This window comes from Amycolatopsis samaneae (genome assembly GCF_039541975.1).
Classification (GTDB): Bacteria; Actinomycetota; Actinomycetes; order Mycobacteriales; family Pseudonocardiaceae; genus Amycolatopsis; species Amycolatopsis samaneae.
In genome coordinates, this window is record NZ_BAABHG010000009.1 from 17,348 (window position 1) to 42,097 (window position 24,750).

A 24,750-nucleotide genomic window follows, 5' to 3' on the forward strand; every position below is an offset into this window, starting at 1 on the left:
CGTCCGTACGTGAGGGTCGTGAGTGGTACGGGGTGACCCAGTCACCCACCTGCCGGTCACGACCCTTCGTCACATCCGGGTACCGGTGTTCCGCCGGTACCCGGGCGAACCGGTTAACCTCATGGGGCTGGCAGCCTGCGACGGAAGGAACCGGGCATGCTCTATCTGCTCGCGGCGGTAGGTGCGCTCACCATCGCCGTGCTGTTGTGGCGGGCCTTCGGCGGCACCCAGCGGGTGGGTGTGCCGACACGCCGGGCGCCACTGGCTCCGGACGACGACCCCGACTTCCTCCGCCAGCTCGGCGAACAGCAGCAGCGCAAACGCGACGAGGAGTGACCGCCGCCTAGCGGTACTGCTGGTTCCCGAAGCCGTCGGCGACCGTCGCGGCCAGCTCCAGCAGGCTCAGCCGGGTGTCCGAGTTCAGCCGGTCCAGCTCGATCTCGGCGCCTTCCTCCAGGTGCGGGTCGAACGGGATGCGGCACACCGCGCGGACCTTCGCCCCGAAGTGCGCGGCCAGCTTGTCCAGATCGACCGAGCCGCCCTTCGGCCGCACCGAGTTGATCACCGCGACCGAGCGCTTGACCAGCTCCCCGTACCCGTGCGCCTCCAGCCAGTCCAGCGTCGCCGACGCGCTGCGCGCCCCGTCGACCGAACCGGACGACACCACGACCAGCGCGTCCGCGACGTCCAGGACGCCCTTCATCGCCGAGTGCATCAGCCCGGTCCCGCAGTCGGTGAGCACGATGTTGTAGAAGTGCTCCAGCAGGTTCACCGTGCGCCGGTAGTCCTCCTCGGAGAACGCCTCGGACACGGCCGGATCCTGTTCGCTGGCAAGGATTTCCAGCCTGCTCGACCCCTGCGAGGTGTACGAGCGGACGTCGCTGTAGCGGGTGATGCGATCCGCGTCGCGCAGCAGGTGCCGGACGGTCGCGGTGGTCTCGATCGCGATCTTCTGTGACAGCGTGCCGCGGTCCGGGTTCGCGTCGACGGCCACCACCCGGTCGCCGCGCAATGAGGCGAACGTCGAGCCCAGCGTGGTCGTCGCGGTGGTCTTGCCGACGCCGCCCTTGAGGCTCAGCATCGCGATCTTGTAGCACCCGCGCAGCGGCTGGTTGACCCGCGCGATCAGCTCGCGGCGCCGCACGTCGGCGGGGCTCTCACCCGGGTTGACCAGCTTCCCGGTGCCCTTGTACAGGACCTTGCGCCAGCCGGTCTGCGGCGGCCGCTTGACCTGCTTGACCAGGTGCGCGGTGGCCAGCTCGTCCACCGGGCCCGCCGCGTGCTTGCCGCCCTGCGGCTGCGGCAGCACCCCCGGCTGCGGCGCACCCGGCTGCGGCATCGGCTGCTGTTGCGGGGCCTGCTGCTGCGGGGCCTGCTGGGGCACGCCCTGCTGCGGCGCGGCCTGTGGATAGGGCTGCTGCGCCTGCTGTTGCTGTGCCGGATCGGTGTACTGCGGCTGCAGCGGCGGCAGGTGTGGGTCGTAGCCCGGGTACTGCGGCTGGGCCTGCGCCGACGGGGGCACCTGGTACGGCCCGGACACCGAGGGGTTGGGCGGCGAGACGGCCTGCGTCGGCTGCACGTCGTAGGCACCCGAATTCGGGTGCGGCGCCGAGTCGGTGCGATCCTCCGAGAACAACTGTTCGGCCGGTTTGGCCTGCTCAGAGGTGGCTGGAGCCGACTCTTCGCTGGATCCGGTCACCGGTGCGAACCTCCCACGAACGTCACTGCCTCTACGACACTCACTACCCCGCCGACGGCTACGACGGTAGTCGGCGACACGCTACAGGAGCGCCCTGCGGCCCGGTCCGCGTCAGCTGACTCCGGCGTACGAGTGCAATCCCACCGTGACCAGGTTGACGAAGAACAGGTTGAAGATCGTCGCCGCGAACCCGACGATGTTGATCACAGCCGCGCGCGTGCCGCGCCAGCCCGCGGTGGCCCGCGAGTGCAGGTACGCCGCGTAGACGACCCAGGCGATGAACGCGACGGTCTCCTTCGGGTCCCAGCCCCAGAACCGGCCCCACGCGGACTCCGCCCACACCGCGCCGCACAGCACGCCGAAGGTGAACACCGGGAACGCGAAGATCGTCGTCCGGTAGGCGATCCGGTCGAGGACGTCGGCGGCGGGCAGCTTCGGCGCGAACCGGGCGAACTTCGCCGGGTCCCGGTCGTGGGCCGACCGGAAGAGGTAGAGCACGCTCGCCACGCCGGGCACCAGGAACACGCCCGAGCCGATGATGGCCGCGGCGACGTGGATGACCAGCCAGTACGACTGCAACGCCGGCTGCACCGGGGCCGCCACCGTGTACAGCATCGTGCCGTTGACGAACATCAGGATCACGACGGGCAGCAGCAGGAACGGCGTCAGGTGCCGGACCGGGAACTTCCAGGTCACCACGAGCCACGCGACCACCGTGATGAAGGTGACCGCCATGCCGTACTCGTACATGTTGCCCCACGGCGCGCGGTGCGTGGCGAGCCCGCGCAGCACGATCGCGGACAGCTGGAGCAGCGCGCCCAGCACGAGCAGCGCGGCGCCCATCCGGCCGACACGCTCCGGCCTGCCGACCTCGCGGGGCGGCTCGGGCTCGGCCGGGGTCTCGGTGGTCACCGGCCCGCCCGCGCCGACCAGCTCGCGCACCCGCTGTTTGCTGCGTTCGGCCGCCTGCCTGCCCTTCGCCCCGAAGCCCTGCTCCACGAGGGTGAGCATCAACGCGATGACGTAGATCGCCACCGTGGTCGTGTACAGCCAGTTGCTGTACTGCGACAACGTCTCGTTGATCGGCATCTTCAGCTGCCCTTCTCGCCGGTGATCAGACGTTCACTGATGCGCTGGAACTCTTCGCCGTATCCGGCCTGATCGGTGCGCGCCAGTCCGGCGACCTCGATCACGGTACCGGCCTCGCCCTCGCCGCCGGGGCGCACCCGCACCCACAGCCGACGGCGCTTGACCAGCAGCGACGCGCCGAGACCGACGAACATCGCGATCGCGAAGCCGAGCACGTAGACCTGTGTCGGATCGTGCGAAACCTGGAGGCCCACCCACTGGCCGACGCCGTCGAACTTGACCTTCGTGCCGTCGTCGAGCGTGGTCACCTGGCCGACCTGCATGTTCAGCCGGGTCATCTTCTTCAGCCGTCCGTCGGCGACCCGCGACTGGTCGATCTCGAACAGCGACTGGCCGCGCCCGGCGTCCAGCCCGAGGTCACCGCGGTAGATGTCGACGGCGACCTGCGGGTTGTTCAGCTCCGGCCCGACCGAGGTCAGGATGCCGCCGTGCAGCTGTGGCGTCGGGGCGAGCAGGCCGGTGACGGCGAGCTGCCGGGTGCGGCGCTGCACCTCGTCGGTGATGCCCGGCTGGTCGAACTTCGTGGCGCCCTCGGCGGTCATCGTCGCCGGGACCGCGGTCCGCCACTGGGTGGCCATCGTGCGGACGCTGCCGTCGGGGAAGGTGACGGTGAACTTCGGGGTGTAGCCGTGGTCGAGCAGGTAGACCCGCACCCCGTCGACGCGCAGCGGCGAGTTGACCTCCAGGCCGTAGGGCCGCCACGTACCGCTCTTCAGGTCCTCGCCCGCCTGGTACTGGATGTTCGAGTGGAAGTAGTCGGCCTGCCCCGCCGCGGTGAAGCGCGCGTCGAAGTCGTCGACCTTCAGGCAGAACGGCGCCATTTCGGTGCCGTCGACGCGCAGGCCCGCGTTGAACGAGTCGTAGTTGTAGATGCCGCCGTTGCAGAACTGGCTGCCGTCGGCCTGCACGATGACCTGGCCCTCGTAGCTGAACAGCTTGCCGAGCGCGAAGAAGACGATCAGCCCGAGCATGCCGAAGTGGAACACCAGGTTGCCGGTCTCGCGCAGGTAGCCGCGCTCGGCGGAGATGCTGTGGACACCGTCACCCTCGTCGCGCTGGACCCGCCGCCAGCCGGAGAGCCGTGCGTTCGCCTCTTCGAGGACCTTTTCGACCGGGCGCTCGACCCCCGCGACGCGGTGGTGCGGCATCCGGGCCAGCTTGCGCGGGGTGAGCACCGGCTTGGCCCGCATCGCCTTGAAGTACTCGAAGCTGCGCGGCGTCAGGCAGCCGACGAGCGACACCATGAGCAGGAGGTAGATCGCGGAGAACCAGACGCTGCTGTAGACGTCGTAGAACTCCAGCTTGTCCAGCAGCGTGCCCCACCAGCCGTGTGCGGTGATGTACTCGTCGACCTTGGGGGCGTTGAGCCTGCGCTGCGGGAGCAGGGCTCCGGGCAGCGCGGCGAGCGCGAGCAGGAACAGCAGGACGAGCGCGGTGCGCATCGACGTCAGGCCACGCCAGGTGTTGCGCAGGAAGGCGAGGACGCGCTTGACCGGCGTCGTGTGGTTCGGCTTCTTCGGTGTTTCCGTGGTGGTCACAGCGGCAGCTCGAGGTTGTTCGCGAGGCTGTTGCGCAGCCAGCCCATCAGATCTCCCCACAGCCCGGTGACGAGCAGGATCCCGACGATCATCAGCAGCGCGCCACCGACGATCTGGACGCGGCGCCCGTTGCGGCGCAGCCAGTCGGTGGCACGCACGGCCCAGCGCGCGCCGAGCGCGATGAGCAGGAACGGCACGCCGAGGCCGAGGCAGTAGATCGCGATCAGCAGGTAGCCGCGCGCGGCGGCCCCGCCGGTGGCGCTGGCCATGCTGGTCACCGCCGACAGCGTCGGGCCGATGCACGGCGTCCAGCCGAGCCCGAAGACCGCGCCGAGCAGCGGCGCGCCCCAGATCCCACCGCGCGGCACGTGATGCGAACGGAACTCCCGCTGCAGGCCGGGGATCCAGCCGAGGAACACCAGCGCCATGGCGATCGTGAGCACGCCGCCGACGCGCTGCAGGACGTCCTGGTTGATCGTGATCGTGGCGGCGAGCCAGACCAGCGTGCCCAGCGTGGCGACGAAGACGACGGTGAACCCGAGCACGAAGAGGAGGGCCGCGCCGACGACGGCGTAGCGACCCTTCTTGCGCTCCTCCTCCGCGCTGACCGCGGGGGCGTCGGCGCCGACCAGCGCGGCGAGGTACGCGAGGTACCCCGGCACGAGCGGGACCACGCACGGGGACGCGAACGAGAGTGCCCCGGCGAGCAGCGCGACACCCGCGGCGAGCAGCAGCGGCCCGGAAAGCGCCAGCTCGGACACGGAGTTCACTCCGACGAGAGTAGGCAGTGAGCTTCGCGTGAACCCGCCGGGGCCGCCTCACAGGACGTACGTCACGGCGAAACAGGACCAAGGTCCCAGTCCGCGTCGTCGGGGACGTCCGAGGTCCCCGACGGGGCTTTCGGGACGTCGGTGTGGCTCTCGTGGCTGTGTGTGTGGGTGTGCCGAGGGACGCCTTCGGTGCGTCGGCCGCACCGAGGGACGCCCCGGTCGCGCCCAATGCACCAAGGGCGTCCCTCGGCACCCACCCGGCCAAGACCCACCTCGGGAGTTGTCCACAACCGCCCGCGTTGTCCACAGATTCACCGAGCACCCCATTTTCGCAGGTCAACCGCGATATGCTGGTTGCAGGGGTGCCCCCGGGAGGGTGGGGGAACGCCCTGGGGAAGGGGCGTCCTGGTGAGTGGGGCGTCCTGGCGGGTGGGGGTCAGGCCGCGGGGCGGGCGGGCAGGAACTGGTCGAGGGCGGCCACGCTGTACTCGACGGCTCGGGCGCCGTAGTCGAACATCGCCGTCTCGTAGGCGTCGACGGCGCCGAGCAGGTCCGCGCGCGGTTCCACCAGCAGGTCACGCAGGCGCCGCGCGTCGTACAGCGCGGTGTTCGCGCCGTTGCCGCCGCTGGGCGAGGTCGCGTGGATGGCGTCCCCCAGCAGGGTCACCGGCCCCAGCGGCCAGCGCGCGCCGGGCCGGACGACCCGGATCGCGAGCCGCGACGTGTGCCGGGGATCCGCGGCCTCGACGAGTGCCCGCAGGTCGGGATGCCAGCCGTCGATCGCGGCGAGCACGGTGTCCCGGGGCGGCCGGTCCTCGTGGTCCGGCACCGGCATCAGTACCCAGCGGACGTAGTCGCCGACGTCCGGCAGCGGCACGCCCAGCTCCGCGCCCGCCTCCCGCGGCGCCCGCCGGAACCGCATCAGGCCGATCATCAGCATCACCTCGCCGTCACTGACCCCGGCGCCGAAACCGGGGACCAGCGCGGCGAAACGATCGGTCAGCGGGGTACGCCCGATGACACAGCGGACGCCGGTGTCCTCGGGTTCCGTGTCCGGGTCGAGCTGGGCACGCACCGCCGAGTTGATGCCGTCGGCGCCGACGAGCAGATCGGCCTCGGTGACCGAACCGTCGGCGAAACCGGCGCGCACCCGGCCGTCGCCGAGCACGCGATAGCCGCTCAGCCGCTTGCCGAACCGCACGTCGATCCCGGTGAGCAGCAGCTGACGCAGCACCTGCCGGTCGACCGTGGTCGCCGACATCGGCGGCCTCGAATCCCGTAACTCCAGGTCCGGTCCGTAGTTCTCCCTGCTCCCGCTCAGCGTGCCGGTCGTCGCGGCGAACAGCTCGCGCAACCGCTCGGGAAGACAGCTGAGCATCGCGTCACACCCCAGGTCACCCAGTCCGATCCGATACCCCTGGAAACGCCCACTGACATCCGGATCCCGCTCGTACACCTCGACCTCCACGCCCGCACCACGCAAGCCCTGCGCCAGGCACAGCCCGCCGAGCCCCGCCCCGATCACCGCCACCTTCACGACACCCTCCTGAACACCGCTCAATTGAACAGTGCTCAAGATACCTGAACAGTGCTCAATCCGTCCGGCGTGGTGAACTGGACACCGGAGATCGGAGGGGTGGATGCCGCTGAACCAGGCCACGGTGCTCGACGCCGCGATGGCACTGCTCGACGAAACGGGCCTGGACGAGCTGTCGACCCGGAAGCTGGCCGAGCGCCTCGGCGTCCGTGTCGGCGCTCTCTACTGGCACTACGCGAGCAAACAGGCACTGCTGGACGCGATCGCCGAACGCATCCTCACCCGCGCCATGGCGGACGTCGCGAAAACCAAGGCCGCCTGCCCCACCGGAGCCTGGCAGGACGACGTGATCTGCTTCGCGCACGCGCATCGCGACGCGATGCTGGCCCATCCCGACGGCGCCCGGATCATCGCGACGATGAGCGCCCCCGGCACGATCGCTCTCGCGTTCATCGGAGAGCTCACCGCCGCGCTCGGCGCCGCCGGCATGTCCGGCCTGGACGCCGACGCCTGCGCGGACGTCGTGACCAGTTACGTGAACGGGTTCACGATCGAAGAACAGGCCCGCCGCACGTCGGTGTCCCGCGCGCTGCGGGACGCCGCGTTCACGACGGGCCTGTCCGTCGTGGTGGACGGCCTCGCCGTACGCACCACCCGTTGACCGGCGGAAGGCCGCCTCAGCCGAAGAGTTCCTCGCGCGTCACCGAGCCCGCCTCCTCGGCCGGCATCGAGACGTAACAGTCGGCGTAGAGATCTCCCTCGCTTTCGAACCCGGCGGGGTCCTTGCCGAGCGCCGCCAGATTCGACAGCGTCTGCGCACGTTCCGTTTCACTCGTGATCGCGCGTTGTTTCACCGGACGCACCGAACTCGATGTCACATATCCGCGCTCGCCGAAGAACCGCTCGAACGAAGAATAATCGAGAGTCCGCAACGCGGAAGTGGCAATCCACGGCAATCTTCCGGTATTGGCGTCGAGCAACCGGGCAAACGTTTTCACGGTGACATATCCGACGCAACCGGTCGAGATGATCAGATCGACGTCCGCCAATCCGGCGGGCAACTCCGGCGATTCCGCCGCCTCCAGATCGAGTGCCGCACCCTGATCGATCAGCCCGGCACTCGTCGCGTACCCGATGGCGAACGCGGCCCTGTCGACCCCGTGTACCCGGTGCCCGAACGGCGTTTTCCGCGTCGCGAAGAACTTCCGGTCGATCTCGGCGGGTTCCCGCCCGGGGTCGCCTTCACGCTGCTCAGCGCACCCGTAGAGATCATCGAGGGTCAGTTCGTAGTTGAGCAGCGCGCCGTTGATGCCGTACGAGCACCCGACGTCGAGGATCGTCAGCGAGGCGCCACCCCGTACTCTTCGCACCGCTTCGATCACCCGCAGAAACGACGGCATGACATTCTCCGGAAGCCGGTAGCCGACTCTTTTCATGGCCGCGAAGTACTCTCGCGGATCCGGCTGGTCATACACGTCGTTGAAATCGGCTTTGGCGGCATTGAACGCGGTATTGCTCGTCAGCACGACGACTCCTCGCATCGAAAGAAATCACATCGTGACAGCCATGGCAAAACGGAGATACACCGATTCCGGCCTGATCGACGGCCTCGGGTCGAAAAACCACCGGAATGGACGCGTTTCTAATTCTCCGAATCCACTCAAGCAGGTTGCGAAGACCCCCGTCAATGGTCCATTGGAGTGACGGGGGCCCGCGTTCCGGTTACCGGATCACACGTTTTCGCAGGTCAGGAAGGTTCGGCGGCGAGGCGCTGCACCAGGGGCAACAGGTCGGCCGCGAGCACTGTCCGTAGATAAACCGCCGCGACGCGGTGCTGTTTGTCCAGCACGAGAGTCGACGGGATGATGTTGCGCGGATAGCCCGAAAGCTCCAGCAGCGTGCGTCCGGACGGGTCATAGATCGACGGATAGGTCAGCTTCCGGTCACGCACGAAATCCTGTGCCGCCTGCCGCGAGGGATCCCGCACGTCGAGCCCGACCAGCTGGACTCCGAACGGCTTCGCCTGCTCGGACAGCTTCTCCAGCTCCGGTGCCTCCGACCGGCACGGGCCGCACCACTGGCCCCACAGGTTCAGCACGATGACCTTGCCGGGGAAGTCCGCGAGCGAGAGCTGTTTGCCCTCGTTCATCAGGTCGTCCCCCGCCAGCACCGGCGCGGTCTGCCGCTGGGCGAGGTCGTAGGTGATGTCGAGCTTGCCACCGGGGGAAACGAAGGTGAAGCTGCTCCCCTGCACGACCGCGTCCTTCCCGGTCGAACAGCCCGTGACCAGCAGGGCCGCGCCCAGCGCGAGCGCGCCCAAGCGCCGCTTCACGCGCCCGTCACCTTCGGATCGGTCGAGCCCGCGGGTTCGCTGTAGACGATCTCGCGCAGCTCGCCGCGGTCGAAGACCAGGCTGGTCAACGACGCGAGCGAACACTGTCGCTTGCGCGGATCGTGCCACAGCCGTTTCGCTTCGAGAAAACGCCGCAGTGTCCAAATCGGCAACTGGTGCGAAACACACAGCGCCTCGTGCCCCTCGGCCACCTCGGCCGCCCGGTGGACGGCGCCGAGCATGCGGTGCGCGATCTCCACGTACGGCTCGCCCCACGACGGCGTGAACGGGTCACGCAACTTCGGCCAGTGCTTCGGCTGGCGCAGCGCGCCGTCACCGACGGCGACCCGCTCGCCCTCGAACAGGTTCGCCGCCTCGATCAGCCGCTCGTCGGTGGCGATGTCGAGCCGGTGCGCCGCCGCGATCGGCGCCGCGGTCTCCTGCGCGCGCTGCAACGGCGACGCCACGACGTGGACGAGGTCGTGCCCCGCGACCGCCTCCGCGACGGTCAGCGCCTGCTGCCTGCCGCGGTCGGAAAGCCGGTAACCGGGCAGACGGCCATACAGGACCTTCTCGGGATTATGGACCTCGCCGTGCCGCAGCAGGTGCACGATCGTCGTCACGGCTTGACCGCCTCGGCGGCCGCACGCGCGGCGCGCGGCAGGGCCGCCTCGATCACCGAGAACGCCTCGTCGTCCATGGCGGCGTTGACGAACCACACCTCGAACGCGCTCGGCGGCGGATAGACCCCGGCCTCCAGCAGCGCGTGGAAGAACGGCGGGAAACGCCAGGTCTGGGCGGCCTGCGCGCCCGGGTAGTCCCGCACCGGCGTTTCGCTGAAGAACACGCTGACCAGGTTCCCCGCGTACTGCACGGAATGCGCCACGCCCGCCTCGCTCAGCGCCGCGCCGAACAGGCCGCCGAGCCGCTTCGCGTTCGCGTCCAGCGCCGCGTACACCGCGTCGTCGGCCGCGCGCAGCGCCGCCAGGCCCGAGGCCACCGCGACCGGGTTCCCGGACAACGTCCCGGCCTGGTAGACCGGGCCGCCGGGAGCGAGCTTCGCCATCACGTCGGCACGCCCGCCGAACGCCGCGGCGGGCAGCCCGCCGGACATCACCTTGCCGAAGGTGTAGAGGTCACCGGCGACGCCTTCGAGGCCGTACCAGCCCGCGCTCGACACGCGGAAACCCGTCATCACCTCGTCCATGACGAGCAGTGCGCCGTGCTCGTGCGCGAGGTCGCGCAGCGCCGCGTTGAAACCCTCGTCCGGCGCGACCGCGCCCATGTTCCCCGCCGCCGCCTCGGTGATGATCGCCGCGATCGAGTCCGGATTGTCCACAAAGGACTTCCGAACGGCGTCGAGGTCGTTGTAGGGCAGCACCAGGGTGTCCGCGGCCTGCGCGCCGGTCACACCGGGCGACGTGGGGAGACCAAGCGTGGCCACCCCGGAACCGGCTTCGGCGAGCAGCGCGTCCACGTGCCCGTGGTAGCAGCCGGCGAACTTGATGATCTTCGAGCGGCCGGTGAACCCGCGGGCCAGCCGGACGGCGCTCATCGTCGCCTCGGTGCCGGAGTTGACCAGCCGCACCTGCTCGACCGGGGCGACCCTGGTGATGATCTCCTCGGCGAGCTCGACCTCGCCCACCGTCGGGGTGCCGAAGCTGAGCCCGTTCGCGGCGGCGCCGCGAGCGGCCTCGACGACCCCGGGATGTGCGTGGCCGAGGATCATCGGCCCCCAGGAGGACACCAGGTCGACGTACCGGTTGCCGTCGACATCCCACAGGTAGGGCCCCTGGCCCTTGACCATGAACCGCGGGGTGCCGCCGACCGAGTTGAACGCGCGGACCGGCGAATTCACCCCGCCGGGGACCGCCGCCTTCGCGCGGGCGAACCATGCCTTGGACTGCTCGGTTCCAGAAGTCACCCGCCCAGTCTCGCAAATCCCGCGCGCGGCTCCCCGCGGCCCCCGTCACCTGCTTCTTTCCTCTTCTTTCCCCTGGCACCTAGGATCGGGGCATGCCGGTGACCACGACCACACCACGCCGCAACCCGTGGCTGGCGCTGCTCGGGTTCGTCACGGTGGTCGCCGTGGTGGGCCTGGTCGGCGCGCTGGCCGCGACCTCGGCGCGGGAGATCTACGGACGCCTGCACCAGCCGTCGTGGGCCGCGCCCGCCGAGCTGTTCGGTCCGATGTGGACGGTGATGTACCTGCTGATCGCGTTCGCGGGCTGGTGGTACTGGCGCACGGACGGGGAGACCGGCGCGTACGCGGCCTACGGCATCGGGCTGCTGCTGAACCTCCTGTGGACACCGCTGTTCTTCGCCGGTCGGTCGACGACGCTCGCGCTGATCGACGTCGTGGCGCTGGACTTCGTGGTGTTCGTGACCGTCGTGCTCTTCGCGCGCCGGTCGCGGGTGGCGGCGGTGCTGCTGGTGCCCTATCTGGGCTGGCTGGCGTACGCGACGGCGCTGAACTCCGCGGTGGTCGTGCTGAACTGAACTTCGCTTCGTGCTCGCTCGAAGCGGCGTGCCCGGTGGCGGGATTTCCGACGGTGTCCCGAACGCGGCGTCGGGGACGCTGAGCGAGGATGTTGCCTTGCTCGGGCCGGGCCGGGCCGGGCCGGGCGGGGCGGGGCGGGGCGGGGCGGGGCGGGGCGGGGCGGGGTGCCGAGGGACGCCCTGGGTGCGTTGGGTGCGACGAGGGCGTCCCTCGGTGCGTCGAGCGCACCGAAGGCGTCCCTCGGCATCTCCCACCGCCGGCGTCAACCACCAGCACCGTCGAGCGTCGTGAACGGAGCGTTCGCGAGGCGAGGATGGGGGCCGTTTCCGAGTTGTCCACAGCTCCACCGGTTATCCACAGATTCCCGCGACCTCGGGGTTTGCCCTGCTCCGGCGGTAGGATGGTTGCAGGGACGCCCCCCACGGGGCGGGAGGGGGATGGGGTTCGGCGGGGCGGCCGGAGTGGTCAGCGTGGTGGCTGTTCGGTGATCGCCTGGGCGGTCACGGCGCCGGTGGAGTCGGGCTGGCCCTGCACGGTCACGGTGGCACCGGGCTTGAGATCGGCCAGGGTGCCCGGCTGGGTGCGGCCGATCTTCGTCGAGTCCGTTGTGGACACGGTGATTTCGTTGCCCTGCGGGGTTTTCAGGGTCAGGGTGGCGCCCTCGACCTTCTCGACAGTGCCGCTGGTGCCCCGGCCGCCCGTGCCCCGCGTGCCGCCCTGCCCGCCTGGCCCCGCGCCCGTACCCTGGCCGCGTCCACCGGTGCCGTCCTGGCCCTGACCACGGCCGCCACCGGCACCGGGAGCCGCGTTCGACGCGGGGGCGAACGCCGCGTGCGTCCACGCACCGGCACCGAACGCGACCGCGAACACCAGCAGCGCCACGAGAACGAACGTCGGCTTCCCGAAGGGTGCCGCCACCCGCTTGAGCTCCCGGTCGAGGTCACCCTCGACGGCGGGAGCGGCGACGACCGATTCCGGCGGCGCGGCGGGGAGTTCGGCCGTCGGTTCCTCGGCGGGCGGGCCGGACGTGGTGGTCGAAGACATCGCGAAGAACTCCTACTCGTGCCGCAGAGCGTCGATGGGGCGCAGTTTCGCGGCCCGGTTCGCCGGGAAACTGCCGAAGAACAGGCCGATCAGCGCGGAAACCGCGAAGGCGAGCGCGATCGAGGACGGCACCACCACCGGGGTGATCCCGGCGACGGTGAACTGGCTGCCGACGACACCGATCACCACGCCCAGCAGCCCGCCGAACAGGCTCAGCATCGTCGCCTCGGCGAGGAACTGGCCGAGGATCGCCGAGCGCGGCGCCCCGATCGCCTTGCGGATCCCGATCTCCCGGATCCGCTCGGTCACCGTCACCAGCATGATGTTCGTGACGCCGATCCCGCCGACCAGCAGGGAGATCGCCGCGACCGCCGCCAGCAGCACGGTGAACGTCTGGGTGGCCGAGGTCCGGGTCGCCAGCAACTGCTCGGAGTTCTGGATCTGGTAGTCCGCCGGCGCGCCGGCGCGGATCCCGTGCCGCGCGTCGAGGATCGCGGTGATCTCCGCCTGCGCCAGGGCAACGGAGTCCGCCGATCCCGCCTGCACCACGATCTGGTTGAGGCTCCCGTACCCGCTCAGCGAGTTCTGCACCGCGCTCAACGGCGCGACCGCGACGTCGTCGGCGTTCTGCAGCCCGGTGCTCCCCTTGGCCTGCAACACCCCGAGCACGGTGAACTGGATGCTGTTGAGCAGCACATTCTTCCCCACCGCCGACTCGGCGGTCCCGAACAACGCCTGCGCGGTCGTCGGCCCCAGCACCACCACCTTGCGCGCCGAAGCCACGTCCTCGTCGCCGAACAGCGCGCCGTCGGCGATCGCGCGGTTCGTCGTCGTGAAGTACGCCGCCTCGGTCCCGGCCACGGTCGGGACCGCGTACGAGGTCTGCCCGTAGGTGGCGGTCGCCGTCGTGTTCACCACCGGCGACGCCGCCCGGACGTCCGGCGCGCCCACCGGATCGACCAGCGCGTGCGCGTCCTGCACCGTCAGCGGCCGCGCGCCCGCGCCCTGCCCGCCCCGCATCGGCGACACGTTGACCACGTTCGTGCCAAGGCCCTGGATGCTCGCCGCGATCGCCGCCGACGCGCCGTTGCCCACCGCGACCAGCAGGATGACCGCCGCCACCCCGATCGTGATGCCGAGGGTCGTCAACGCGGACCGCAGCTTGTTCGCGGTCAGCCCGCGCACCGCGAACCGCAGGATCTCCAGCAGATTCACGTCAACGCCCCTACCGTCCGCCGCGTCTCGTCCGAGACGATCAGGCCGTCGTCCACCCGCACCACGCGGTGCGCGTGCGCGGCCACCTCGTCCTCGTGCGTGATCACCACGACGGTCCGGCCCAGCGCGTTGAGCCGGTCGAACACCCCTAGCACGTCCGCCGTACTGGCCCGGTCGAGGTTCCCGGTCGGCTCGTCGGCCAGCAGCAACGCCGGGCCCGTCACCAGTGCGCGCGCCACCGCGACGCGCTGCTGCTGCCCGCCGGACAGCTCACTGGGCAGGTGCCGCGCGCGTTCGGTGAGACCCACCATTTCCAGCGCCGCCAGCGCCCTGCGCCGCCGCTCCGCCCTGCGGAGTCCACTGTAGACCAATGGTAGTTCCACATTGGACAATGCAGAGGTGCGGGGCACGAGGTTGAAGGACTGGAAGATGAAACCGATCTTCCGGTTGCGCAGCAGGGCCAGCTGACGCTCGTTGAGGTCGGCCACGCTGAACCCGTCGAGCAGGTATCGCCCCGCCGTCGGCACATCCAGACAGCCGAGCATGTTCAGCAGCGTCGACTTCCCCGATCCGGACGCGCCCATGATCGCGACGTACTCCCCCGGCCGGACGACGAGGTCGACCCCGCGCAGCGCGTGCACGGCGGTTTCCCCGCCGCCGTAGGTCTTCCGCAGCCCGGAGACCGCGATCACCGGCTTCATCCGCGTCCCCCGCCGCCGAACCCGCGCTGACCGCCGTTGCCACCCTGCCCACCGGTGCCGGGGAACCCGCCACGCTGACCGCCGTTGCCGGTCGTCGCGCTGGGCGCGGCGGCGGTGAGCACGACGCTGTCGCCCTCCTTCAGGCCGGAGGTGATCTGCACGGTCGACTCGCCGCGGATGCCGAGCTGGACCTGCCGCGGCACGCTCTGCCCGTTCTGCTGGACCGTGACGACGGTGGTGTTCCCCACCGTGCGCACCGCCGCGGCGGGCACGCTGAGCGCGTTGTCCGCCTGGGCGACGGTGATCACCACACTCGCCGACTGTCCCGGCCGCAGCCCCTCCGGCGGGCCGCTCATGCTCAGCTGCGCGCCGTAGGAGACGACGTTCCCGCTCGCGGTCGGGGTGAGGTCGACCTTCGTCACGCTGGCCTGGATCGCCTTGTCCGGCTGCGCGTTGAGCGTCACCGTGGCCTTCTGGCCCGCCTTCACCTTGCTGACGTCGATCTCGGCGACCGAGGTGTTCACCACCAGCCCGCTCATGTTCGTGATGACGACGAACCCGCTCGCCGACGAAGCCGCGCTCGCGGACTGGCCGCTCTGGCTGTTCTGTCCGTTACCGCCCGATCCCGAGCCCGAGGCAGCCGACGACGACGGAGACGAGGACGACTGGCCGCTGCCCGAAGCGCCGACCTGCTGCCCCACCACGCCGTTGATCGCGGTGACCGTCCCGGCGCCCGGCGCGGACAGCACCGTCGCGTTGACCGCGGTCTGCGCGTTGTCGACGTCGAGCTGCGCCTGGTCCACTTTGGCCTGCAACGAGGTCAGGCTGCTCGTCTGCGTCGCCTGGTTCTGGGTGGCCGTCGTGCCCTTCGAGCTGGTGGGCGCGGGCGCCGTCTGGCCCGCGGTCAGCGCGTCCTGTGCGGCCTGGAGATTCGCCTGCGCGACCTGAAGTTGCTTGTTCGCCTGCGTACTGTCCAAAGTGGCCAATTTCTGACCGGCGGTCACGACGTCGCCGACATTCACCGCGATCGCGGAAACCCTGCCCGCGGTGGTGAAATTCGCCGCGCCGGTGTAGCTGCTGGCGAGGGTGCCCGCCGCGGACACCGTCTGCGTCACCGTCGCCAGCCGAGCCGGGGTGGTGCGCGTCTGTGCCTGCGCGGTGCCGCTCGACGGCGTGAAAGCTTGATATATCCCGAAAGCCGCGCCGCCGAGCAGCACGACCAGTACACCGTTGATGACCCATGTCCGGGTGATGCGCCGCCGCGTCATGCGGAAACACTGCGGGCGCCGGTTATCAGCCAGCTAGGGGTTTCCTGTGCCGGACCTGTGTATCGGGCGGCTCAGTCCGTCTTCTCGCGATGCCGCGCACGGACCGCGAGCAACAGCTGACGAACCGCGTCCACCAGCAGGAGAGCCGCCAGCGTGCCGAGCCCGATCGCGCCGGCGAGCGGCCCGCCGAAGTACCGTTGCGACACCAGGACCGCGCCGTCCCCCGCGGTCGTCGACACCGTCATGACGCCCGCGTCCCAGCACGCGAAGGCGCCCCAGACGGCAAGCGCGGCCAGCAGCACCTCGACGAGGGCGACCACGGCCCGCCATGGTTTGTTCAGCCGCGCGGCGGGCGCGGCCTCCGCCCGCGGCCAGAGTTCCGCTCCGGTGGGCTGTGGCAGCTCGATCACGGTGTGCAGCCTCTCACGACTCTCCGGTACCGGTGCTGTCGGTGTCGACGGTTCGAGTGTCGACGTCTTCGGTGTCAGTGGTCTCGCTGGGACGGCCGGTAAGCCGGGACAGCGCGTCGCGCAACGCGCTCGCGTCCCGTGCCCACGCGAGGACGACGGTGCCGTCGGCGAGCTTGACCGGCAGCTCCTCGTACTTGCGCGGCACCGCCCAGCCGCCGCCGAGCACGCGCGCGCCCGCCGGGGCACCGACCTCGGTGACCTCGGCGATGTCCGCCGCCGCGACGGTCTCGCGGCCCTGCCGGTAACCGGCGGTGGTGACTTCGAGGGAGAGGAAACGCCGCCGGGCGTACACCCAGGGCGCGGTGATCGCGCACAGCGCGACACCGGCCAGAATCCAGGCGAAGGTGTGCACCGGCCCGCCGAGCACCAGTTCGGACAGCGCGCCCAGCACGGCGAACAGCGGCCCCCACAGCACGGCGATCCAGCCGACGCCGGGTTCGTGGTACAGCACGCGTTCGCTCACGCCTCAATTCACCTTCTTACCGACCTTCGGGAAGTACGTCGCCACGCTCGGCAAGTACATCAGAATCAGGGCGATGACCGCGAGCAACAGGCTCACCAGGAGGAACGCGTTGAGCCCGCCCCGGAAGAACACCAGCTCGAACACCGCTTCGAGAATGGCGAGCCCGGTGAGCACAGACCGCGCCGACCGCGTCCCCTGGCGCGCTTTGTAGGCGAACAACGCCACCAGCAACGCGAACACCACCGCGCCGACGAACAGCGTCCACACCAGCGTCGTGGTGCCCGCGGCGATGTCCGCGGGGCTCGGCTTCGGCCCGGGCGCCGTCGACTCGTTGGTGGTCTTGACGATGGCGTCGATCAGCTGCTGCTTGACCACGAGCAGCGCGATCTGCCCGGCGATCAGCACGGCACCCGAGGCGATCCACAGCACGACCGAGACGGTGACCGGGGTCGGCACCTGGTACTTCGGCTTCTGCTGCCCCGGCAGCACCGGATCGGGCGCGCGGCCTCGTTTGCGGAGTTCGTCGTCGGTCAGCCCGGCGAGGTCGTCGGGGGCGTTTTCGGATGCGCTGTCCTTCTCGGCCACCCCGTGGACTCTAGCCCAGCCGCTCCCGGCGGTGCCGGACCCGCGAACTCAGTCCAGCCAGGCGGCGGCCTCGGCGGCCCAGTAGGTGAGAATCAGGTCGGCGCCCGCGCGCCGGATCGAGGTCAGTACCTCCAGGACGGTGCGCTCGCGGTCGAGCCAGCCGTTCGCCGCCGCGGCCTCGACCATCGCGTACTCACCGGAGATGTTGTACGCCGCGACCGGCACCGGGGAGATCTCCGCCGCCGCCTTCACGATGTCCAAATAGGACAGTGCGGGCTTCACCATGACCATGTCGGCGCCCTCGGCGAGATCCAGCTCGATCTCCCGCAGCGCCTCGCGCGCGTTGCCGCTGTCCTGCTGGTACGTCTTGCGGTCGCCCTTGAGCTGCGAGTCCACCGCTTCGCGGAACGGTCCGTAGAACGCGCTGGCGTACTTCGCCGAGTAGGCGAGAATCCCGGTCGAGCTGAGCCCGACCTCGTCCAGCGCGCGGCGGATGACGCCGATCTGGCCGTCCATCATCCCGCTCGGCCCGAGCACGTGCGCCCCGGCCTCGGCCTGCGCGATCGCCATCTCCGCGTAGACCCGCAGCGTGGCGTCGTTGTCGACCGCGCCGTCGGCGTCCAGGACACCGCAGTGACCGTGATCGGTGAACTCGTCGAGGCAGGTGTCGGCCATCAGCACGGTCGCGTCGCCGAGCTCGGACCGCAGGTCCCGCAACGCGACGTTGAGAATGCCGTCCGGGTCGACCGCGCCGGAGCCCGCCGCGTCGCGCGTCTTCGGGATGCCGAACAGCATCAGCCCGCCGACCCCGGCGTTGACCGCGTCGACGGCGGCCTTGCGCAGCGATTCACGGGTGTGCTGGACCACGCCGGGCATGCTCGCGATCGGCCGCGGCGCGTCGGCGCCTTCGGCCACGAACATCGGGAGGATCAGCTGACGTGGCCGCAGCGTGGTCTCGCCGACCAGCCTGCGCATGGCCGGGGTCGTACGGAGCCTGCGGGGTCGATGCTCTGGGAACACGTCTTCCACGGTACTCCGGTCGATCGGGCCGGTGGGGCGCGGGCGGGTAAGTGAGCCATCCTCAGTAAGCCGAGCTTTTCCCGGCACACCAACGAAAATCTCGTTCTCGAAGTGACAACGCGTCAGCTCCCGTGAGCGCGCCCGGCCCGGAAACTCAGTGTTCCCAGGTACGGACGACGTGCGCCGGCTCGTCGAGCCACAACGTCTGCGAGCCCCCGGTGTGACCGTGAGGCCGAGACGCACGGGGCCGGGACGGTCGTTTTCGTACCACCAGTCGTAGGCAGTGACCGCCTCGTCCCAGAGCCGCCGCGGCCCGAGTTGCCGGACGACGAACGGCGCCGGGTCGGTGACGTCGGCCTCGACGCGGGCGAACGAGTGTGTGGTGAGGTCGTCGAGTTCGATGACGTGGCGGCCCGGGCCGTGGTGGTCCCACTGCTCGACGAGAGAGACGTCGACAAGGCGGGCGCCTATCGCGAACCGACCGTGGTCAGGGTTGAACATCAGGTCCAGGTCCTTGCCGCGACAGTCGATCGTGCTGACGTCGGCCCCGGCGATGATGTCCTCGTCGGTCTCCCAGCCGAACAGGCCGCGCCGATGACCGCGTAGCCGCATGAAGGCGAGGTTTCCGGCGAACCGGCCGGTCGCACCACCCTTACGGTCGCTGTCGAGAGTGAGCACGGCGCCGTTGCCGTAGTCAGTCCTCCAGGGAATGACGAGCCTGCCGCCCGGGCGCAGCTGGGCGAGCCACGCGGCCGGTATGACCTCGCGAACGGACGCCGTGGCGATGACCCGGTCGTACGGTGCCCCGGAGCGGTGACCGACAGCGCCGTCGCCGGTCAAGAGGCGCAACCGGTGATACCCGGCGGTGGCCAGCGCCCCGCGCGCCGCCGCCGCGACCGCCGGATCGACCTCAATGGTGGTGACCTGTCCGGATTCGCCGACTCGGCAGGCGAGCAGGGCGGCGTTCCACCCGGTTCCCGTGCCGATCTCCAGCACAGTGTCCCCGGGCTGTGGATCGAGCGCGTCGAGCATCTCGGCGACGATGCTGGGCTGGCTGCTCGAACTGGACGGGAAGCTTCCGCGCTCGCCGGGCCGGACTTCGCCAAGGTCCACCTGTGTGATCACGGGCGCGTCGGCGGCCACCGCCTCGGTCCAGCGATCCGGCTCGTCGTGTTTGGACAGGGCGACGAAGTCGTCTCCGTCGCGCACCCAGATGACATCCGGGATGAAGAGTGCACGCGGCACCTCATCCAGCAAGAAGCCACCTCTCTCGCACGACGCTCGCGTCCACCGTGACGGCGCCGGGTCACCCGCACAAGAAGCGCGGGGCGAGTTAACCCGATCAGGCCGACAAGACCCACGAACGCCGAAGGGGGCCTCCCTCGCGTCACACACGAGAAAAGCCCCCTTCGGTCAACGACCTCAGCTGCGCCGGGTGCGCTTGGCCTTGCGCGGCGGCGGCAGCGCGCCCTCGGCGCGCAGTTTCGCGGCGTGCGCGGCGAGCGCGTCGACCAGGTGCGGGACGTCGGCCTTCTCCGGCTGGACGTCGACCCGCAGCCCGAACTCCACGGCGGTCTCCGCGGTCTTCGGGCCGATGCACGCGACGAGGGTGCGCGCGTGCGGCTTGCCCGCGATGCCGACCAGGTTCCGGACGGTCGAGGACGAGGTGAAACACACCGCGTCGAACCCGCCGGTCTTGATCATCTCGCGGGTCTCGGCGGGCGGCGGGGCGGCGCGGACGGTCCGGTAGGCCGTCACGTCGTCGATCTCCCAGCCGCGGTCGCGCAGACCCGCGGACAGCGTCTCGGTGGCGATGTCGGCCCGCGGCAGCAGCACGCGGTCGACCGGGTCGAGCACGTCGTCATACGGCGGGAACTCGGCGAGCAGGCCTTCGCTGGACTGCTCGCCCTCGGGCACCAGCTCGGGGATGATGCCGAACGAACGCACCTTCGCCGCGGTCGACTCGCCGACACAGGCGATCTTCACTCCGGAGAACGCGCGGGCGTCCAGGCCGAACTCCTCGAACTTCTCCCACACCGCGCGGACGGCGTTGGTCGAGGTGAACACGATCCACTGGTAGCGGCCGTCGACGAGGCCCTTGACCGAGCGCTCCATCTGGGCCGGGCTGCGCGGCGGCTCGACCGAGATGGTCGGCACCTCGTGCGAGGTCGCGCCGTGGCCGCGCAGGCGCTCGGCCATCTCGCCCGCCTGCTCCTTGGTGCGCGGCACCAGGACCTTCCAGCCGTACAGCGCGCGCGACTCCCACCACGACAGCTTCGAGCGCTGCCCGGCGGCCTGGCCGATCGTGACGATCAGCGGGCCGACCAGCTCACCGGCGTCGGCGGCGAGCTTCTCAAGGGTGGTGTCCAGCGTGCGCTGGGTGTTGATGGTGCCGTTCGCGGTGACCGCGACGGTGGTGCTCGCCGGCAGTCCCTTCTCGACCAGCGCGGACGCGGCCTCGGCCAGGTGGCTCGACGACGCGTGCAGCACGAGCGGGCCGGGCGCGGCGGCCAGCGCGCCCCAGTCGACGTCCCCTCGGACGTCGACCTCGGTGTGCGTGCCGCCCAGCGCGATCCCCGCGTACGCCGGGACGGCGGCGCTCGGCGAGACGCCGGGGATGACGTCGAACACCGCGCTGGTGCGCGCGACGGCCTGGACCTCGGCCACGACGGCCGGGCTGGTCAGCGGGTCGCCGGCGATCAGGCGCAGGACCAGCCGTCCCGCCTTCGCCTCGGTGGTCAGGTCCTTGGCGACGTCGGCCGCCTCGCCGACGGCGGGACGTACCTCGGCGCCTTCGGCGGCGATGGCCAGCACACCGGCCGGGACGTCGGGGTCGGTCACCACGACCTCGGCCTTGGCCAGCAGTTCCTGGGCCCGGACGGTGAGCAGTCCTGCGTCACCGGGGCCCGAGCCCACGAAGGCGACGCGCCCGGTGGTCTTACGCGCGGGGGTCATCTGTGCGTTTTCTCCTCATTGGACGGCCGTGCGTGGTCCGGCACGGCCGCAGTTCTCCAGTACAGCTGGTCGTCGTTCTCTCTCGGGTCAGTGCGCGGTGCCGCGCAGCGCTCCGGCACCCAGGTCCAGCAGTTCGGCCGCCAGCGTCCGGCCCAGTTGCGCGGCCTCGGCCTTGTCGCCGAGCACCGAGGCGCGCAGCATGTCCACCGACCCGTTCTCGCCCTCGACGGCCGCGGTGCCGCGCAGCGAGATCCGTTCCACGACCGCGCCCTCACCGTCGAGGTCCTCGACGATCTCGGCGAGCGCACCCACCGGAGCGGTGCACCCGGCCTCGAGCGCGGCCAGCATGGCCCGTTCGGCCGTCACCGCGGCCCGCGTGCCCTCATCGTCCACTGTGGACGAAAGCAGCCGCTCGACGTCCACGTCACCGTCCCGGCACTCCACCGCCAGCGCCCCCTGCGCGGGGGCGGGCAGCATCTGGATCGGATCGAGGGTCTCGGTGATCGCCTCGCCCCGCCCGATACGCACCAGGCCGGCACGCGCGAGCACCACGGCATCGAGCTCGCCGTCGGTGACCTTGCGCATGCGGGTGTCGATATTGCCTCGGATCGGCACGATTTCCAAACCGAGGCCGAGCGCGCGCAGCTGCGCGGTGCGCCGCGGCGCGCCGGTGCCGACCGTCGAACCGGGCGGAAGCTCACCGAGAGTGAGCCCGTCGCGGGCGATCAGCGCGTCACGCGGGTCCTCGCGCGGCGGCACCGCGGCCAGGGTGATGCCGGGCTCGGGCGTGGTGGGCAGGTCCTTGCAGGAGTGCACGATGACGTCGACCTCTTCGCGCAGCAGCGCTTCGCGCAGCGCGGAGGTGAACACGCCGACGCCGATCTGCGGGATCGGTGCCGAGGACTGGTCACCGGGCGTGGTGACGGTGACGATTTCGACCTCGGCGCCTGCCGCACGCAGCGTGTCGGCGACGGTCCCGGTCTGCGCGAGCGCCAGCTTGCTGCCGCGCGTCCCGATGCGGATGACTCTGGTCACTTACTGGTTCTTCCCTGGTGGTTGCTGCGCCGTCGGGCTGGCCACCGCCGCAGGGGCCTGCGGGTCGAGGCAGAACAGCTCGCGCAGCGCGTTGGCGTAGTCGGTGTCGGCCGTCTCGGCGGCCAGCTGCTTGACCCGCACCGTCGGCGCGTGCAGCAGCTTGTCGACCACGCGGCGAACCGTGCGGCCGACCTCCTCACGAACACCCGAATCGAGGTCGGGCAGCCGGTGGTCCAGCCGCAGCAGTTCCGCGTCGACGACCTCGGCCGCGCGGCGGCGCAGCGCCGTCACGGTCGGGGTGACCTCGGCGCTGCGCTGCCCGGCGAGGTAGTCACGCACCTCGTCGAGCACGATGCCGTTGGCCTTGGCGGTCTGCTTCTCGGTGGTCGGGGTCCCCGCCTCGCGCATCCGGCGCTGGATGGTCTCCAGATCCACCACGGTGACCGCGGCCAGCTCGCCGACCGCGGCGTCGACGTCCCTCGGCAGGCCGAGGTCGCACACGACCAGCGCGCGGCCCTCGCGCGGAGAAACGTGCGCGGGGGTGAACACGGCGTCCTGCGCGCCGGTGCAGCAGACGACGACGTCGGCGCGCGCGGTGGCGGCGGCGAGGTCGGCCAGCGGCACCGAACGGGCCTGGACACCGGACTCGGTGACCGACGCGGCCAGCCGCGTGGCGTTGGCCTCGGTGCGGTTGGCCACGGTGATCTCGCCGATCCCGGCCTTGCGCAGCTGGGACGCGGTGAGCGCGCCCATCGACCCGGCGCCGACGATCAGCGCGTGCTTGCCCGCGATCTCGCCCGCGGCGGCCAGTGCCTCCGAGACCACCGACGCGCCCAGCGCGTCCAGGCCGGTCTCGCTGTGCACGCGCTTCCCGACCCGCAGTGTGGTCTGGACCAATTCGTGGAGGACGCGGCCGACGGTGCCCGCCTCGCGCGCGGTGGCGTACGACGAGCGGACCTGGCCGAGGATCTGCGTCTCGCCGACGACCATCGAGTCCAGCCCGGAAGCCACCGAGAAGACGTGCTCGATCGCGGCGCCCGCGTAATGCACGTACAGGCTGTCGTAGAGGTCGGCCGGCTCCATGCCCGCCTGCCTGGCCAGCACGTCGGAGATGTCGTTGAGGCCGCCGTGGAACGTTTCGACGACCGCGTAGACCTCGATCCGGTTGCACGTCGAGACCAGCATCGCCTCGCTGACGTGCTCGGCCTGCTGCAGCTCGTGCAGGACCTTGACCACCTCGTGCGCGGGCACCGCGGCCCGTTCGAGGGTGCTCAGTTCCGCGCTGCGATGGGAAAGCCCGACTGCCAACACGCTCATTTCAGCGCACCACCATTCCCCGCCCGCCGTCCGTACCGGCGCGCCCATTGCCCGAAGCACTCTTCCCCTTCGAGAGTGCACCAGCCTTGCCATTGTCGGCACTGGGGTGCGCCCCCGCGTCTCCGTTGCGGTGCTCACCCCCGTTCGTGCCGTTGTCGGCCCGCCGGGCCACGTGGAAGGAGAGGATCTGCAGTTCGACCGCGAGGTCGACCTTGCGGACCTCGATGTGCGCCGGCACCTGCAGCACCACCGGCGCGAAGTTCAGGATGCACTGGACACCACCGGCGACCAGCAGATCGCACACCGACTGCGCGGCGGTCGGCGGCGTCGCGATCACGCCGATGGAGATCTGGCGCTCCGCGCAGACCAGCGGGATCTCGTCCAGGTGCGACACCGGCAGCCCGCCGACCGGCACGCCGATCAGGTCGGGGTCGAGGTCGAACAGCGCCTCCACCGGGAAGCCGCGGCCGGGGAACCCGCCGTAGTTGGCCAGCGCGTGGCCGAGGTTACCGATGCCGACGACGGCGACGCGGTGCTTGCGCGTCAGGCCGAGGATGCGCTCGATCTGGCTCACCAGGACCTGCACGTCGTAGCCGACGCCGCGGGTGCCGTAGGAGCCGAGGTAGGACAGGTCCTTGCGCAGCTTCGCGGAGTTGACCCCGGCGGCCTGGGAGAGTTCCTCGCTGGACACCGTCGTCGCGCCCTGCTCGGCCAGTCCGGAAAGGACCCGCAGGTACACCGCGAGCCGCGCGACCGCGGCCTCGGGGATCGACTTGGCCCTGACCTCGCTCCCGTCGCCGCCGGTGCCGTTGGTGCCGGTGGGCACGGCGGGCATCTCCGCGGTGGGGGCGTTGTCGGCGTCGGGCGCTTCGCGGGTGTTGCGGCCGTCCCGTCGGCGAGACGTCCGGGGTGGCGGGGACGTGGAGGCGTCGCCCTTGCCCCGCTGTGTCACCACGCTGGCACTCCTGTTCACCGCGATTTCCGACCGCGCGTCCGGTACCGCCCGGTCATCGCCACAACCGTACGAAAAACTGGCTCTTGACCCGGCGGCGGGAGTCCGGTTTGATGCCGGGCCGCGCGGAGGCGATGGGACCACGGTAGTCCACTTGTGAACGCAGGCACAAAGTCACAGGTAGGAGACATGACCAGTCC

Annotated in this window: 24 protein-coding genes and 1 pseudogene; 3 read left to right on the forward strand and 22 right to left on the reverse strand. The window is 70.6% G+C overall.

All coding sequences use genetic code 11. The features are described from left to right. Positions 1 to 156 precede the first annotated feature (156 nt). Complete coding sequence (locus tag ABD987_RS23645; protein WP_345397608.1) at positions 157 to 336, forward strand: hypothetical protein; 180 nt, start codon at positions 157 to 159, stop codon at positions 334 to 336. A 7-nt stretch (positions 337 to 343) separates the two neighbouring features. Here the strand turns inward: ABD987_RS23645 and ABD987_RS23650 are convergent, their stop codons facing one another. From ABD987_RS23650 to ABD987_RS23670, 5 genes are all read right to left on the reverse strand, one after another. Further along, on the reverse strand, positions 344 to 1,699 hold the full coding sequence (locus tag ABD987_RS23650) for a MinD/ParA family ATP-binding protein (RefSeq protein WP_345397611.1): 1,356 nt from the start codon (positions 1,697 to 1,699) through the stop codon (positions 344 to 346). Positions 1,700 to 1,810: 111 nt separating this feature from the next. Next, on the reverse strand, positions 1,811 to 2,788 hold the full coding sequence (gene ccsB, locus ABD987_RS23655) for a c-type cytochrome biogenesis protein CcsB (RefSeq protein ID WP_345397614.1): 978 nt from the start codon (positions 2,786 to 2,788) through the stop codon (positions 1,811 to 1,813). A gap of 2 nt (positions 2,789 to 2,790) precedes the next feature. Then, positions 2,791 to 4,386, reverse strand: a complete 1,596-nt coding sequence (gene resB / locus ABD987_RS23660) for a cytochrome c biogenesis protein ResB (RefSeq protein ID WP_345397617.1) — start codon at positions 4,384 to 4,386, stop codon at positions 2,791 to 2,793. Beyond that, positions 4,383 to 5,156, reverse strand: a complete 774-nt coding sequence (locus ABD987_RS23665) for a cytochrome c biogenesis CcdA family protein (RefSeq protein ID WP_345397620.1) — start codon at positions 5,154 to 5,156, stop codon at positions 4,383 to 4,385. Before ABD987_RS23665 ends, resB begins: the two co-directional genes overlap by 4 nt. A 436-nt stretch (positions 5,157 to 5,592) precedes the next feature. Next, entirely contained in the window at positions 5,593 to 6,693 is a 1,101-nt protein-coding gene (locus tag ABD987_RS23670; RefSeq protein WP_345397623.1) for an FAD-dependent oxidoreductase, read from the reverse strand. 103 nt (positions 6,694 to 6,796) lie between these two features. Between ABD987_RS23670 and ABD987_RS23675 the strand changes: the two genes are divergently transcribed. Then, positions 6,797 to 7,354 (forward strand): TetR/AcrR family transcriptional regulator C-terminal domain-containing protein, encoded by a 558-nt coding sequence (locus ABD987_RS23675; protein WP_345397626.1) that lies wholly within the window; start codon positions 6,797 to 6,799, stop codon positions 7,352 to 7,354. Between the two features lie 16 nt (positions 7,355 to 7,370). Here the strand turns inward: ABD987_RS23675 and ABD987_RS23680 are convergent, their stop codons facing one another. The 4 genes from ABD987_RS23680 to hemL all read right to left on the reverse strand — a co-directional run bounded on the left by ABD987_RS23680 (position 7,371) and on the right by hemL (position 10,949). Then, entirely contained in the window at positions 7,371 to 8,219 is an 849-nt protein-coding gene (locus ABD987_RS23680; RefSeq protein ID WP_345397629.1) for a class I SAM-dependent methyltransferase, read from the reverse strand. Between the two features lie 221 nt (positions 8,220 to 8,440). Further along, positions 8,441 to 9,025 carry a TlpA family protein disulfide reductase gene (locus ABD987_RS23685; RefSeq protein ID WP_345397632.1) on the reverse strand — a complete coding sequence of 195 codons (585 nt, stop codon included), beginning with the start codon at positions 9,023 to 9,025 and terminating at the stop codon, positions 8,441 to 8,443. Continuing rightward, positions 9,022 to 9,648, reverse strand: coding sequence for a histidine phosphatase family protein (locus tag ABD987_RS23690; RefSeq protein WP_345397635.1), 627 nt, complete (start codon positions 9,646 to 9,648; stop codon positions 9,022 to 9,024). Before ABD987_RS23690 ends, ABD987_RS23685 begins: the two co-directional genes overlap by 4 nt. Beyond that, on the reverse strand, positions 9,645 to 10,949 hold the full coding sequence (gene hemL / locus ABD987_RS23695; protein WP_345397638.1) for a glutamate-1-semialdehyde 2,1-aminomutase: 1,305 nt from the start codon (positions 10,947 to 10,949) through the stop codon (positions 9,645 to 9,647). The genes ABD987_RS23690 and hemL overlap by 4 nt, the downstream gene beginning before the upstream one ends. Positions 10,950 to 11,041: 92 nt before the next feature. On the opposite strand from hemL, the gene ABD987_RS23700 reads away from it, so the two are divergent. After that, the gene (locus ABD987_RS23700) at positions 11,042 to 11,524 is read left to right on the forward strand and encodes a TspO/MBR family protein (protein ID WP_345397641.1); all 483 of its coding nucleotides are present in this window, start codon (positions 11,042 to 11,044) and stop codon (positions 11,522 to 11,524) included. A 466-nt stretch (positions 11,525 to 11,990) separates the two neighbouring features. On the opposite strand, the gene ABD987_RS23705 is transcribed toward ABD987_RS23700, so the two are convergent. From ABD987_RS23705 to ABD987_RS23765, 13 genes and pseudogenes are all read right to left on the reverse strand, one after another. Beyond that, entirely contained in the window at positions 11,991 to 12,569 is a 579-nt protein-coding gene (locus ABD987_RS23705; RefSeq protein ID WP_345397644.1) for a DUF5666 domain-containing protein, read from the reverse strand. Positions 12,570 to 12,581: 12 nt separating this feature from the next. Next, positions 12,582 to 13,784, reverse strand: a complete 1,203-nt coding sequence (locus ABD987_RS23710) for an ABC transporter permease (RefSeq protein ID WP_345397647.1) — start codon at positions 13,782 to 13,784, stop codon at positions 12,582 to 12,584. Next, a complete protein-coding gene (locus ABD987_RS23715) occupies positions 13,781 to 14,485 on the reverse strand; it encodes an ABC transporter ATP-binding protein (protein WP_345397651.1) in 705 nt (234 codons plus the stop codon). Before ABD987_RS23715 ends, ABD987_RS23710 begins: the two co-directional genes overlap by 4 nt. Beyond that, positions 14,482 to 15,753, reverse strand: coding sequence for an efflux RND transporter periplasmic adaptor subunit (locus ABD987_RS23720; protein ID WP_345397654.1), 1,272 nt, complete (start codon positions 15,751 to 15,753; stop codon positions 14,482 to 14,484). The genes ABD987_RS23715 and ABD987_RS23720 overlap by 4 nt, the downstream gene beginning before the upstream one ends. A gap of 71 nt (positions 15,754 to 15,824) precedes the next feature. Continuing rightward, a complete protein-coding gene (locus tag ABD987_RS23725) occupies positions 15,825 to 16,163 on the reverse strand; it encodes a hypothetical protein (RefSeq protein ID WP_345397657.1) in 339 nt (112 codons plus the stop codon). A 13-nt stretch (positions 16,164 to 16,176) separates the two neighbouring features. Next, positions 16,177 to 16,686, reverse strand: a complete 510-nt coding sequence (locus ABD987_RS23730; RefSeq protein WP_345397660.1) for a hypothetical protein — start codon at positions 16,684 to 16,686, stop codon at positions 16,177 to 16,179. A gap of 3 nt (positions 16,687 to 16,689) precedes the next feature. Continuing rightward, positions 16,690 to 17,271 carry a hypothetical protein gene (locus ABD987_RS23735; protein WP_345397663.1) on the reverse strand — a complete coding sequence of 194 codons (582 nt, stop codon included), beginning with the start codon at positions 17,269 to 17,271 and terminating at the stop codon, positions 16,690 to 16,692. Between the two features lie 48 nt (positions 17,272 to 17,319). Continuing rightward, positions 17,320 to 18,291 carry a porphobilinogen synthase gene (gene hemB, locus ABD987_RS23740; RefSeq protein ID WP_345398799.1) on the reverse strand — a complete coding sequence of 324 codons (972 nt, stop codon included), beginning with the start codon at positions 18,289 to 18,291 and terminating at the stop codon, positions 17,320 to 17,322. Positions 18,292 to 18,999: 708 nt separating this feature from the next. Continuing rightward, positions 19,000 to 19,686: pseudogene (locus ABD987_RS23745) on the reverse strand (protein-L-isoaspartate O-methyltransferase family protein); the annotation flags it as partial. Positions 19,687 to 19,713: 27 nt separating this feature from the next. After that, complete coding sequence (locus ABD987_RS23750) at positions 19,714 to 21,246, reverse strand: bifunctional uroporphyrinogen-III C-methyltransferase/uroporphyrinogen-III synthase (protein ID WP_345397666.1); 1,533 nt, start codon at positions 21,244 to 21,246, stop codon at positions 19,714 to 19,716. A gap of 87 nt (positions 21,247 to 21,333) precedes the next feature. After that, positions 21,334 to 22,281 (reverse strand): hydroxymethylbilane synthase, encoded by a 948-nt coding sequence (gene hemC / locus ABD987_RS23755; RefSeq protein ID WP_345397669.1) that lies wholly within the window; start codon positions 22,279 to 22,281, stop codon positions 21,334 to 21,336. Further along, a complete protein-coding gene (locus tag ABD987_RS23760; RefSeq protein ID WP_345397672.1) occupies positions 22,282 to 23,598 on the reverse strand; it encodes a glutamyl-tRNA reductase in 1,317 nt (438 codons plus the stop codon). A gap of 1 nt (position 23,599) precedes the next feature. Beyond that, positions 23,600 to 24,553 carry a redox-sensing transcriptional repressor Rex gene (locus ABD987_RS23765; RefSeq protein WP_378214311.1) on the reverse strand — a complete coding sequence of 318 codons (954 nt, stop codon included), beginning with the start codon at positions 24,551 to 24,553 and terminating at the stop codon, positions 23,600 to 23,602. Between the last annotated feature and the right edge of the window lie 197 nt (positions 24,554 to 24,750).

Bases quoted from the DNA above. Each gene is read 5' to 3' on its own strand.
- ABD987_RS23750 (WP_345397666.1), bottom strand. From the start codon at position 21,246: ATGACCCCCGCGCGTAAGACCACCGGGCGCGTCGCCTTCGTGGGCTCG.
- ccsB (WP_345397614.1), bottom strand. From the start codon at position 2,788: ATGCCGATCAACGAGACGTTGTCGCAGTACAGCAACTGGCTGTACACG.
- ABD987_RS23675 (WP_345397626.1), top strand. From the start codon at position 6,797: ATGCCGCTGAACCAGGCCACGGTGCTCGACGCCGCGATGGCACTGCTC.
- ABD987_RS23705 (WP_345397644.1), bottom strand. From the start codon at position 12,569: ATGTCTTCGACCACCACGTCCGGCCCGCCCGCCGAGGAACCGACGGCC.
- ABD987_RS23700 (WP_345397641.1), top strand. From the start codon at position 11,042: ATGCCGGTGACCACGACCACACCACGCCGCAACCCGTGGCTGGCGCTG.
- ABD987_RS23715 (WP_345397651.1), bottom strand. From the start codon at position 14,485: ATGAAGCCGGTGATCGCGGTCTCCGGGCTGCGGAAGACCTACGGCGGC.
- ABD987_RS23645 (WP_345397608.1), top strand. From the start codon at position 157: ATGCTCTATCTGCTCGCGGCGGTAGGTGCGCTCACCATCGCCGTGCTG.
- ABD987_RS23760 (WP_345397672.1), bottom strand. From the start codon at position 23,598: ATGAGCGTGTTGGCAGTCGGGCTTTCCCATCGCAGCGCGGAACTGAGC.
- ABD987_RS23720 (WP_345397654.1), bottom strand. From the start codon at position 15,753: ATGACGCGGCGGCGCATCACCCGGACATGGGTCATCAACGGTGTACTG.